Raw genomic sequence first — 11680 nt, 5'->3', positions numbered from 1 at the left:
CCCCAAACGGCACCTGAATGTCGTGCCACGCGGCGATGCTGGAAATGATCGCCCGCTTGTATGAACAGTCGTCAGACGACGGTATAATCAACTGCAGCATGTAACTGCAATTATTTGATTCGAGGGCGTTTCCGATGGCAACACCACTGGCTTCCGCGGCACCGCCACGACGCGCCCGCAATCTCGCCGAGTTTGTCGTCAATTACGTCACCGGGCAGATTGCGTCCAACGCGCTGAAGCCCGGCGACAAGCTGCCGACCGAATCGCAACTGATGGTCACCCTGAGCGTGAGCCGCACCGTCATTCGTGAGGCCATTTCGCGCCTGCAGGCGGGCAAGATCATCGAGACACGGCACGGCATTGGCAGCTTCGTACTGGAGCCACCGCGCGAGAAGCTGGGTATCGATATGGTGCCGGCCACCACCCTGCGCGACGTGCTGTCGATACTTGAACTGCGTATCAGCCTCGAAACGGAATGCGCGGGTCTTGCGGCTCAACGGGCGACGCCTGACGACCTCGCGCACATGCGCACGGCGCTCGATGCGATTGAAGCGACGCGCCACAATGGGTGCGACAGTGTCGATGCGGATCTCCAGTTCCATATCTCAGTGGCGCGCGCGACCGGCAACCGGTACTTCGTCGACATCCTCACGCAGATGGGCAGCGCGCTCATTCCGCGGAACCGGCTCGATTCGGCAGGAATCGCGCGCGCAGAACCGGACGCTTACCTGTCGCTCGTGAACCTCGAACACGAAAGCATCCTTGAAGCGATCACGCGGCACGACGCGGAAGGCGCGCGCGCGGCCATGCGCATGCACCTGTCCAACAGTCGCGAGCGGCTGAGGCGCGCCAACGAAGCGACTGAAGCGAACAGCTGATTTGAACGACTGATTTGAACAGCGCACGCTAAACGGAAAAATGGCCGGGAATACATTCCCGGCCATTTTTTTATCCGGCTAACCTGGTGACCCGTTTAGCTGCGCGTAATTTCGCCATCGCGACGACGCCACAGGTCCAGCGGGTTGCTATCCGCGAGCGCCTCAGGCAGCAGACCGGCCGGGAAATCCTGATAGCACACCGGACGCAGGAAGCGCTCGATCGACGTCGTACCGACCGACGTCACCCGGCTATCCGACGTGGCCGGGAACGGGCCGCCATGCACCATCGCATGCGATACCTCGACGCCCGTCGGGAAACCGTTGATCAGAATCCGCCCTGCCTTGCGCTCGAGGATCGGAACCAGCTTTTTCGCCGTCGTCAGGTCGCCGCTGTCCATCTGCACGGTGGCCGTGAGCTGGCCGGCAAAGTGCTCGGCAACTGCCAGCATTTCCTGCTCGTCCCGGCAACGCACGATCGTCGACGCGGGGCCGAAGACTTCGTCTTCCAGTTCGGGCGTTGCCAGGAACGTTTGCGCGTCGGTCACGAACAGTGCCGCGCACGCCTGCGTCGGGCCCGTGGCGCCGACGCCGTGCGCTACGGCCTCCACGCCCTTGATCGCCGCCAGCTTGCCTTCGCCTTGCTCGTACGCAGCATGAATGCCGGCCGTGAGCATGGTCTGGGCAGGCTTCAGGTTCAGTGCTTCGGACGCCGTTGCAACGAAACTCTTGAGCGCGTCGCTATCGACGGCAATCGCGAGGCCCGGGTTGGTGCAGAACTGTCCCGCGCCAAGCACGAGCGAGTCGACAAAGCCGCGTGCGATGCCGTCGCCGCGCGCCGAAAGCGCGTCCGGCAACAGGAAAACCGGATTGATGCTGCTCATCTCGGCGTAAACCGGAATCGGTTCAGCACGGGCAGCCGCGACCCGCATCAGCGAAGTACCGCCGGCACGCGAACCCGTGAAGCCCACCGCCTTGATTGCGGGATGCGCGACCAGCGCTTCGCCAACCGAATTCCCGGCGCCGACGATCATCGAGAAAACGCCCTCAGGCAAATCCATTTCCTGCGCGACGCGCTGAATCACACGCCCGACCATCTCCGATGTGCCGAGGTGCGCGCGATGCGCCTTCACCACTACCGGGCAGCCGGCCGCCAGCGCCGCAGCGGTATCGCCACCCGCCACCGAAAACGCGAGCGGGAAATTGCTGGCGCCGAACACCGCGACCGGACCCAGCGGAATTTTCTGCATCCGCAGGTCGGAGCGCGGCAACGGCTTGCGCTCCGGCAGCGGCGAATCAAGCGTCGCGGCGAGCCATTGACCCGCGCGTACGACTTGCGCAAACAGCTTGAGCTGTCCGGTCGTGCGGCCACGCTCGCCTTCGAGGCGCGCTTTCGGCAGGCCCGACTCTTCGTGCGCGCGCTGGATCAGTGCGTCACCTAGCGCGGTGATGCCGTCGGCGATGCGTTCGAGAAACTCGGCACGCACTGCGAGCGACAGCTGGCGGTAAGGATCGAACGCCTTTTGAGCCAGTTCGCACGCGCGCGCCACATTCGCGACCGTACCCGTGCCGAAGACCGGCTCGGCGATCTCGGAACCGGTGGCGGGATTAAACGCACGCAAAGGTTTTTCGTCGCCGCGCACGGCATCGCGGCCAATCAGCATTTCGCCGGTAATAGACATTTTGCTTTTCCTGGATAAAGGCTCTTGATATCGGTCATCCTACAACATAACCGATGTTCGTCGCAACCTGACGCGCCCGTATTCGAGGATATTCGGGCAGAGACAACCGGCTTCCCGAACCAGACCAGCTCGCTTGTTGGCCTAGATGTACGACGACATATAACAAAGAAGTCGCGCTGAACACGATGCACAACGTAACGGTCGGCGGAGGCGCAAATCAGGAGGAAGCGTGGGGCGAAGACAATTCTTCGCCCCACACCATTGAAGCCAGCAGGAAACTGACTTCAGATGCCCGTCGGGTTACAGCGGACGAGCCATGTGATGCGTGGCGGCGTCCATGGACGCCGCCAGCCAGCTACGCGATCAGAACTTGGTAATGATGCCTACGCCAGCAGCAAACATGCTGCGTGACGAAGACGGAGCACCGTTCTGGCCGTCGCCGATAACCGCGGTAGCATTGATGATGTTGCCCGCGCCCTTCGTTCCCAGCGTCTGGCCATTCGCACGCGTGTAGGCCTCCAGCGCGTACAGCCCGGTGCGCTTGGACAGGCTGTAGAACTGCGAAAGATTGAACTGCTGATAACTCGCCGCGCTCGAGATGCCATTCGATTCGGTTGCACGCGTGTAGCTATAGCCAGCAGCCAGATCCAGCGTCGTAATCGGCTTGAAGTGCAGCACCGCGCCGCCCGTGTTGAAGGTCGCCTGGTCGTGGAACTTCGAGTTGGTGCCCGGGATGTACTGCACGTTCGAATACGAGAACGAGACGTCCCACTGCTTGGTGAACGCGTAACCACCCGTCACCGCTACGCGTTGCTGCGCCTGCGCCGTCTGATATCCGTTGTTGACGCCGGACACGGCCGTCTGGGCGCCTGCGTTCGATGTCGTCGAATCAGGGCCCCACGCACCGCCGCCAGGCGTCGAGTTATTGATGCGCTGGAAGCCCGCCGCGATACCGACCGGACCGTTCAGGTACTGCGCCGCCGCGCTCCATGTCGAGCCGGCATTGAAGCTGCCCGGCACGCCGCCGATCGAATACGACCCGCTCACCGTCAGGCCGTACATGTTCGGCGACGTATACACCACCGAGTTGTTTGCGCGGTACAGCGTATCGAGCGAATCGATATCTCCCGGGTGCGCGCCGTAGGCACCCGTGAGCCACGTAGTCGGGCTGTATGGCGAAAGCAGCGTGTAGTACGACGTGTACTGACGACCTGCGGTCAGTGTGCCGTACGAGGAATTGGTCACGCCCACGTAAGCCTGGCGATTGAACGCGAGGCCCGGGACCGACTGTGCACCGTTGGCGCTGTTAAAGCCCTCTTCGAGCTGGAAGATCGTTTTCGTGCCGCCGCCCAGATCTTCACTCCCCTTCAGGCCGAACCGGCTACCCGCCCACACGCCGTTGATCATCTTGACGACCGAGTGGCCGCCGGTTGTCGAACCGAGCGACGTCTGGCTGCTCTGATACCCAATGCCCGTGTCGACAATCCCATACAGCGTCACGCTGCTCTGCGCGTGTGCGCCCAGCGCGACCAGACCAAGGGCCGAGGTTGCAATTGCTTTTTTCATTTAGACTCCTCTGTAAAAATCTCTTTGCCTTCTGTAGCGCCCGCAAAGCATTCCGTTCTGCGAGGCCACCATCGCCGCTCTTCGTTCGTAAAACTGGCTCGCCCAGCGGATGGACAAGCCAGCAGGTTCTTGCCCGGCGCGGTCACTTCGACCGACCGGCAGCAGCGCCCGACGCGTCTGAGTCGATGTCGTCGCGCGAATAATCCAGGCCGACGAAGCTGCCGCCCTGATAGCGCTGACCCAGGGCGTCGAGCGGGTTCGGCGCGGCCAGTATTTCCGCGGCGTATACCTCGGCGTCCTGCTGCGGCTGGTAACCCAGGTGTTCGGCGCCACGGTTATCCCACCAGCTGCGCTTGTTGGCCGAGACGCCCCAGATGACCGTGAACCCGACATCCTCGGCCTCGATACAACGGTCGAGAAAATGCATCAGGTCCTTGTGGCCGAACCAGGTGCTCAGATGCCGCGGCTCGGTCGGCCGCTCGAGGCAACTGCCGATGCGCACGCAGACACTTTCGATGCCGTGCTTGTCCCAGTACATCCTTGCCAGTGATTCGCCCCACACCTTGCTCAGGCCGTAGAAGCCATCCGGACGCAACGCGCAGTCGAGGCTGAGATGTTCGGTGACCGGGTACATCCCGATCGCGTGGTTCGAGCTCGCGAACACCACACGCCGCACGCCGTGCCGACGGGCGCCTTCGTACACCTCGACCAGCCCGCGCAGGTTGTTTTCAATGATTTCGGGCAGCGGACGTTCCACGCTCGTGCCCGCGAAGTGAATCAGCACATCCACGCCTTCCAGCAGGCGATCGACGACCGCGGGATCGCGCAGGTCGCCATGCATCACATCCTCTCCGTCCACGAGCGGTGTCAGCGCGCGGGAACCTGCGGCTGAGCGCAGCGGAATGTCGCGCGCGAGCAACGCTTTCCGTACGACCGAGCCGAGCTGGCCGCCGGCTCCACTAAGTGCAATCTTCTTCATAACCTTCCTTTACAGCGCTGCGGGCCATTGAGCCGCGACACAGGCGCGGGCCCCGGCGACACTCCAGAATGCGCGGCCCTGCGACGCGTGGAGCGCCGCGACAGCGCTGTCTTGAGCCAGCGTGCGAGAGACTGGATCGAGCACGGGAGTTCTTCTAATGGCTGACAGATGCGCCGGTGAACCGACAACTTGTCGGAACACCGCCTTGTTGTACGACAACGTACTATCAGCGATGACCCGGCGAATTTCAATTAGGCATTTACACCTATAGATGTTGTGCCTTTCCTGGCAATGGATGTCGGAAAGGTCCCGCGAGCAGCATTTTAATTATGGGATGTCGTACAACATAGCGCCAGATTGGCCTCACTGCCCTGCTCCGGCCGGACGAGACACTGTGATGAAGGCGCAAACGCTGCGACGGGCATGCGTTGTCGTGCAGCGCAAGGCGTCCTTGCAAACAGTTCGATCCGCCGACCGTGCGTCCGCAGCAACGCTGTTCGATACGGCTACGATGCAGCCGTAAAAAATAGATGCGAGCGCAACGATCACGAAAATCGACGCATCGATGTGTCACTCCGCTTTCATCCAGAAAGCCTCGCGCGACGCTCTTTACTTCATCGATCATCAAGCGCAACGTGCAGCGTTGACGCGCTCCGTTGCCATTTTTTCCCGACGTTTTCCTTGCCGGTACGCGCGCCTTTGTGTGTTGTGCGCCACTCGCCAGTGGCATCGAAATTGCTGAATGAACCGATGTCCCCCGGTGCAGGAACACGCTGTGTCGCGACGCTGCACCGACCTTTCAAGGAGCAGGCAGAACGTCATGTCCAGTTACCCAGAACGTCAGAATCCCGATACGGGACCGAGCGACTCATCCACCGTTTCAGCGCCCCTGCCGAACACATCGCGGCGCCGCTTTCTGCAATCGGCCGCCGCTGCCGCGACAGTCGGCGCCGCGCCGCAACTGCGCGCCCAGCAGCAACCCGCTGCGCCGCCGCCAGTTGCACGCACGCCTGTTCCCGCGCGCCCTGTCACACTTGGCATCAATGGCCGCGACTACACGCTGCATCTCGAACCACGCGTAACGTTGCTCGACGCGCTGCGTGAATACGCGGGCCTGATGGGCACCAAGAAAGGCTGTGATCGAGGGCAATGCGGCGCGTGCACGGTGCTTGTCGAAGGACGTCGCATCAACTCGTGTCTCACGCTTGCTGTAATGCATGAAGGCGAAGCGATCACGACCATCGAAGGACTCGCGCGCAACGACACGTTGAGTCCGATCCAGCAGGCGTTCGTCAAACACGATGCATTCCAGTGCGGCTACTGCACACCGGGGCAACTGTGTTCCGCGACTGCGTTACTCGATGAATTCAAGGCCGGCACCGCCAGCGCGGTCACTGGGGACGTGCGTTTCCGGCCGCCACACCTTTCAGATGAAGAGATTCGTGAGCGCATGAGCGGCAATCTGTGCCGCTGTGGCGCCTATCCGAACATCGTCGCGGCGGTGCGCGCGGTGAACCACGGTCAGACCTGAGGAGACCCGTCATGGAAGCGATCTCCTACGAACGCGCCAGCGATGTGGCCAGCGCGGTCCGCGCAGCGCAACAGCGTGGAACGGCATTCATCGGCGGCGGTACGAACCTGCTCGACCTCATGAAAGGTGGCGTCGCGCGACCGGTCAGGCTCGTCGATATAACCCATATACGCGGACTCGACACGATCGATCCGCTGCCCGATGGCGGCCTGCGCATTGGCGCGCTGGTACGTAACAGCGATGCAGCGAATCACACGTATGTGCGTCAACGTTATCCGCTGCTGACTCAGGCGTTACTCGCCGGTGCATCGGCGCAACTGCGCAATATGGCGACTGTCGGCGGCAACCTGATGCAGCGCACGCGTTGCTATTACTTCTACGATCCCGCCTTCGTTCAATGCAACAAACGGGAACCGGGCAGCGGCTGCGCCGCGATCGATGGCCATACGCGCATGCACGCGATTCTCGGTGCAAGCGCGCAGTGCATCGCGGTGAATCCTTCGGATATGAGCGTCGCGCTCGCGGCGCTCGATGCCGTTGTACGCGTGAGCGGTCCGCGCGGTGAACGGACGATCGCGTTCGGCGATTTTCATCGCTTACCCGGCGATCGTCCCGATCTCGATACGACGTTACAGCCAGGCGAACTGATTACGTCCGTCGATCTGCCGCCGCCGATGTTCAGCGATCACGCGCACTACCTCAAGGTGCGTGATCGCGCGAGCTACGCATTCGCGCTGGTTTCAGTGGCCGCCGCACTGCAGCTCGACGGCAACACCGTGAAGAGCGTGCGTATCGCGCTAGGTGGCGTCGCACACAAACCGTGGCGCGCGAACGTCGCCGAGCAGATGCTCGCAGGACAAACGTTGAGCGACGCGAACCTGCAATCCGCCGCAGCGGCTGCGTTACGCGACGCGCGACCGCAACGTGACAACGCGTTCAAGGTACAGCTCGCGCAACGGTCCATTGTTCGCGCGCTCAAACAGGCTGCCGGTCAGCCGGGAGGTGTCGCATGAACATGATCGGCCACCCGCTCGACCGCACCGACGGTCTGCTGAAAGTCACGGGCGAAGCGCGCTACGCCGCCGAGTTTCCTGCTGCGAGACTCGCGCATGCGGTACTGGTGACGAGCACGATCGCGCGCGGCAGCATCGCTTCGATCGACGTTGCACGTGCACAGGCCATGCCTGGCGTGATACTCGTGATGACGTACCAGAATGCAATGAAGCTACCCAACGGCGGACGCGCGCCGCTCACGCCGCCCGCAGGCCGTCATCTGTCGCTACTGCAGGATAACCAGGTTCACTACAGCAATGAGCCGGTTGCGGTCGTCGTCGCGGAGACGCTCGAACAGGCCACGGACGCCGCCCGCCAGTTGCACATCACATATCAGACCACGCAGGCCACGCTCGATTTCACACGCGCGAAATCCACCGCGCACGCGCCTGACCGACCGCAGGGCCGACAAACCGACACGCAGCGCGGCGACATCGACGCGGGCCTTGCGAGCGGCACGACACGCATCGACGCGGTCTACACGACGCCGATGGAACATCACAATCCGATGGAACCGCACGCGACGATGGCCATCTGGGACGGTCCGACTCTCACGCTGTACGACTCGACACAAGGCGTCTCCGGCGCGAAAACCGCGGTATCGAGTACGTTCGGCATCGCCGCCGACAACGTACACGTGATCTCGCCGTTCGTCGGTGGCGGCTTCGGTTGCAAAGGCTCGTCGTGGTCGCACGTCGCGTTGTGCGCGATGGCGGCCAGACAGACGGGCCGGCCCGTCCGGCTCGCGCTGGAAAGGCCGCAGATGTTCGGCCCCGTCGGCGGCAGGCCGATGACCGAGCAGCACTTCACGATCGCCGCGCGCAGCGACGGCACGCTCACCGGCATGCGGCATGACACGTTTGCAAATACGTCCGTCATCGAAGACTGGACCGAAACCTGCGCGATGGTCACGCGTATGTTGTACGCCGTGCCGAATCAGGCCACCACGCACCGTCTCGTGCCATTGAACGTCGGCACGCCCACCTTCATGCGCGCGCCTGGTGAAACGACCGGCTCGTTCGCGCTCGAATCCGCGATGGACGAGCTCGCGTGGGCATTGAAGATGGACCCGATCGCGCTGCGGCTGAAGAACTACGCGGAGGAAGATCCGCAGGAACACAAGCCGTGGTCGAGCAAGGCACTGCGAGACTGCTACCGCATCGGCGCGGAGAAATCCGGCTGGTCGCACCGCACGGCGGCCCCACGTTCGATGCGCGACGGCAACACGCTGATCGGCCTCGGCATGGCGACCGCCACCTATCCGGCGAACCGCAGCGCAGCCGCGGCGATCGCGCGGATTCTGCCGGACGGCACCGCGATGGTCGCATCGGGCACGCAGGATCTCGGCACCGGCACCTACACGGTGATGACCCAGGTCGCCGCCGACGCAATGGGCTTTTCGCCCGATACCATCCACTTCGCGCTAGGCGATTCGTCGCTGCCACAGGCGCCAGTGTCGGGCGGTTCGCAGTCGGTCGCGAGCGTGTCGCCTGCGGTGCGCGATGCGGCGACGCAGGTGCGCGGCAAGCTGGTGGCAATGGCGATTGCCGACCCGGCTTCGCCCGTCCACGGCGCAACGCCCGACGAGGTCACCGTCGAAAACGGCTGGGTGATCAGCGTGAAGGATGCGTCGCGCCGCGATCCGGCCGGCGCGATCCTCGCCCGCGCGGGCGGCCAGCCCATCGAGGCGCAGGCCAGCGTCAAACCCGGCGACGAGAGGCAGAAGTTCTCGTTTCACTCATTCGGCGCGGTGTTCGCGGAAGTGCACGTCGATGCGGACCTCGGCACGATTCGCGTCGCGCGGATGACCTCTGTGTACGGCGTAGGACGTCTCCTGAACGCGAAGACCGCGCACAGCCAGTTGATGGGCGGCATCGTCTGGGGCATCGGCGCGGCGCTCGAAGAGCAAACCAGCCTGGACACGCGCTACGGACGCTTCGTCAACGCGAACCTCGCCGAGTACCACGTGCCGGTGAACGCCGATATCAACGCGATCGACATCAGCTTCATCGACGAGGTCGATCCTTATATCAACTCGCTCGGCGCGAAAGGGATTGGTGAAATCGGCATTACAGGTGTGCCGGCGGCCATCGCGAATGCGGTTTTTCACGCGACAGGCGTGCGCATACGCGATTTGCCGATTACACTCGACAAGGTGTTAACGGGTTCCACGCAAGCGTGAAGTGCCGTTTCATGCGCAATGCAGAGCGCGTATGAAACGACGCTGAAACGCATTGGTGCGCGGTCGTGTCGGAGCGACATGACCGCGCTTTTTTTTGGTGCATCGGCGGCGCGTGTCCTCGCGCGCATTCCCGGCGATCCCGGCTTGCCTGATGGCGCGTTGCGCCGCACAATCGGAACATCTCCTTTCCCTCGGTCCTGTCCATGCGTTATGCCTCGTCCGCCACTGGCGTGCTGCTGGCCGCCGGTTACGGGTCGCGCTTCGATCCGGAGGGCATTCGCAACAAGCTGCTCGCGCACCTGCCCGACGGCCGGCCAGTCGCGCATGAGGCCGCTCATCGACTGCTGATGATCGTGCCGCTCGTGCTGGCCGTCGTCAGGCCGGGTTCCGACGCGCTTGCGCGCGTGCTCAACGACGCAGGCTGCGAGGTGGTGTTTTCGGTCGACGCCGAGCGCGGCATGGGCGCGAGCCTGGCGGCCGCGGTCGAGGCGAGCCGCGATGCCGAAGGCTGGATCGTGTCGCTGGCCGATATGCCGCGCATCGCGGTCTCGACGATCGAAGCGGTGGCCCGAAAGCTCGATGAAGGCGCGACGCTGGTCGCGCCGTTCTATAAAGGCGAGCGCGGGCATCCCGTGGGATTCGGCGCGGAACATTTCGATGCGCTGGTCGCGCTCGATGGCGATACGGGCGCGCGCGACTTCTTCAGGCGACACGACGTCACGCGGCTGGACGTCGACGATCCGGGCATCCTGCGCGATGTGGATACGCCGGACGATCTGCTCGGGCTGGCGTAGGACGGGTTTGCCGAAGCGCACCGCGCCGGTCCTGGGCCGCGCTCTCGCCACGGTTCGCCGCTCACCGCTTGACACCCGGGCACGCCGCTTGCAGATACCGCACGCGGTCACACAGGCGTCTCCATTCCGGTCTAAGCTGACGGAACCGTCTGCCGGGAACACGCGTCGCGCCGTCCATCGTGCGATCTGCGTCACTCACGAGACCATGAGCGAAACCAGTCCGCGCCTCTTTGTCGTTTCTCCGCATTTCGACGACGCCGTATTCAGTTGCGGCGCGCTGCTCGCGACGCATCCCGATGCCGCCGTCTGTACCGTGTTCGCCGCGCCGCCTGAACGCGAGATGCATACCGAATGGGACACGCTATCCGGATTCGCCGGCGCGCACGAAGCGGTCCACGCCCGCACGATCGAGGACAACAACGCGCTTGCCGCGCTCGACGCGATCCCTGTGCGCATGCCGTTTCGCGACGGCCAGTACCTCGACTCGCCGTCGATCAGCAAGCTCGCCGCCGCGCTCGAAGAGATCATCTATGGATCGACGGCCGATACGCTGCTGATGCCGCTGGGCCTCTTTGACAGCGATCACGAACTCGTCTCCGATGCGTGCTGCGAAGTGCTGCCGCGGCTCGCGCACCTGTCGTGGTTCGGGTATGAGGAAGCGATTCACCGGCGTCAGCCGGGCGTGGTGGAGGCGCGACTCGAAGAGCTTGCGCGGCGCGGCATCGTCGCGACGCCCGTGTATCCGGTTGCGCTGTATACGATCGATCCGGCGCGCCAGGCGCTGGCCAAGCGCGAAGCGGTCAATGCGTACACCAGCCAGTTGAAGGCTTGCGGCCCGCACGGCTGCGACGACGTATTCGCGCCGGAGCATTACTGGCAATTGAATATGACGCGCAAGCCCGCCCGTCACGCGAGTCAATGAGCGTCGCCGCACGGATACGTCTGCATCCCGGCGGCGTTTGGCCTACGCTAGATAGGATGTCCCTCGATCAGCAGGCGGTGCGTCCGCCGCGACCGG

At 63.5% G+C, this 11680-nt stretch carries 9 protein-coding genes; 6 read left to right on the top strand and 3 right to left on the bottom strand.

Annotated elements, in window-relative coordinates; genetic code table 11:
- Positions 1-134 precede the first annotated feature (134 nt).
- The gene (locus P3T21_RS02780) at positions 135-878 is read left to right on the top strand and encodes a FadR/GntR family transcriptional regulator (RefSeq protein ID WP_429254386.1); all 744 of its coding nucleotides are present in this window, start codon (positions 135-137) and stop codon (positions 876-878) included.
- Positions 879-973: 95 nt separating this feature from the next.
- Here the strand turns inward: P3T21_RS02780 and P3T21_RS02775 are convergent, their stop codons facing one another.
- The 3 genes from P3T21_RS02775 to P3T21_RS02765 form a co-directional block, all read right to left on the bottom strand.
- Positions 974-2557 carry an aldehyde dehydrogenase (NADP(+)) gene (locus tag P3T21_RS02775; RefSeq protein WP_429254385.1) on the bottom strand — a complete coding sequence of 528 codons (1584 nt, stop codon included), beginning with the start codon at positions 2555-2557 and terminating at the stop codon, positions 974-976.
- Positions 2558-2920: 363 nt separating this feature from the next.
- Entirely contained in the window at positions 2921-4123 is a 1203-nt protein-coding gene (locus P3T21_RS02770) for a porin (RefSeq protein ID WP_429254384.1), read from the bottom strand.
- Between the two features lie 142 nt (positions 4124-4265).
- The gene (locus tag P3T21_RS02765; protein ID WP_429254383.1) at positions 4266-5102 is read right to left on the bottom strand and encodes an NAD-dependent epimerase/dehydratase family protein; all 837 of its coding nucleotides are present in this window, start codon (positions 5100-5102) and stop codon (positions 4266-4268) included.
- Positions 5103-5922: 820 nt separating this feature from the next.
- Between P3T21_RS02765 and P3T21_RS02760 the strand changes: the two genes are divergently transcribed.
- From P3T21_RS02760 to P3T21_RS02740, 5 genes are all read left to right on the top strand, one after another.
- On the top strand, positions 5923-6633 hold the full coding sequence (locus P3T21_RS02760; RefSeq protein ID WP_429254382.1) for a 2Fe-2S iron-sulfur cluster-binding protein: 711 nt from the start codon (positions 5923-5925) through the stop codon (positions 6631-6633).
- A gap of 11 nt (positions 6634-6644) precedes the next feature.
- Complete coding sequence (locus P3T21_RS02755) at positions 6645-7646, top strand: FAD binding domain-containing protein (protein ID WP_429254381.1); 1002 nt, start codon at positions 6645-6647, stop codon at positions 7644-7646.
- Positions 7643-9868 (top strand): xanthine dehydrogenase family protein molybdopterin-binding subunit, encoded by a 2226-nt coding sequence (locus P3T21_RS02750; RefSeq protein ID WP_429254380.1) that lies wholly within the window; start codon positions 7643-7645, stop codon positions 9866-9868. Before P3T21_RS02755 ends, P3T21_RS02750 begins: the two co-directional genes overlap by 4 nt.
- A gap of 203 nt (positions 9869-10071) precedes the next feature.
- The gene (locus P3T21_RS02745; RefSeq protein ID WP_429254379.1) at positions 10072-10662 is read left to right on the top strand and encodes a nucleotidyltransferase family protein; all 591 of its coding nucleotides are present in this window, start codon (positions 10072-10074) and stop codon (positions 10660-10662) included.
- 205 nt (positions 10663-10867) lie between these two features.
- Positions 10868-11584: a PIG-L family deacetylase gene (locus tag P3T21_RS02740; RefSeq protein WP_429254378.1), complete on the top strand. Its 717-nt coding sequence runs from the start codon at positions 10868-10870 to the stop codon at positions 11582-11584.
- The last annotated feature ends 96 nt before the right edge of the window (positions 11585-11680 follow it).

It is taken from the genome of Paraburkholderia sp. GAS334 (assembly GCF_050436625.1).
Classification (GTDB): domain Bacteria; phylum Pseudomonadota; class Gammaproteobacteria; order Burkholderiales; family Burkholderiaceae; genus Paraburkholderia.
Note: the sequence above shows the minus strand (reverse complement) of the source record. Positions and strands in the feature narration are given on the sequence as shown.

Excerpts from the sequence above, each read along its gene's own strand:
- P3T21_RS02745 (WP_429254379.1), top strand. The coding sequence starts at position 10,072 with ATGCGTTATGCCTCGTCCGCCACTGGCGTGCTGCTGGCCGCCGGTTAC.
- P3T21_RS02775 (WP_429254385.1), bottom strand. The coding sequence starts at position 2,557 with ATGTCTATTACCGGCGAAATGCTGATTGGCCGCGATGCCGTGCGCGGC.
- P3T21_RS02750 (WP_429254380.1), top strand. The coding sequence starts at position 7,643 with ATGAACATGATCGGCCACCCGCTCGACCGCACCGACGGTCTGCTGAAA.
- P3T21_RS02765 (WP_429254383.1), bottom strand. The coding sequence starts at position 5,102 with ATGAAGAAGATTGCACTTAGTGGAGCCGGCGGCCAGCTCGGCTCGGTC.
- P3T21_RS02740 (WP_429254378.1), top strand. The coding sequence starts at position 10,868 with ATGAGCGAAACCAGTCCGCGCCTCTTTGTCGTTTCTCCGCATTTCGAC.
- P3T21_RS02780 (WP_429254386.1), top strand. The coding sequence starts at position 135 with ATGGCAACACCACTGGCTTCCGCGGCACCGCCACGACGCGCCCGCAAT.
- P3T21_RS02770 (WP_429254384.1), bottom strand. The coding sequence starts at position 4,123 with ATGAAAAAAGCAATTGCAACCTCGGCCCTTGGTCTGGTCGCGCTGGGC.
- P3T21_RS02760 (WP_429254382.1), top strand. The coding sequence starts at position 5,923 with ATGTCCAGTTACCCAGAACGTCAGAATCCCGATACGGGACCGAGCGAC.
- P3T21_RS02755 (WP_429254381.1), top strand. The coding sequence starts at position 6,645 with ATGGAAGCGATCTCCTACGAACGCGCCAGCGATGTGGCCAGCGCGGTC.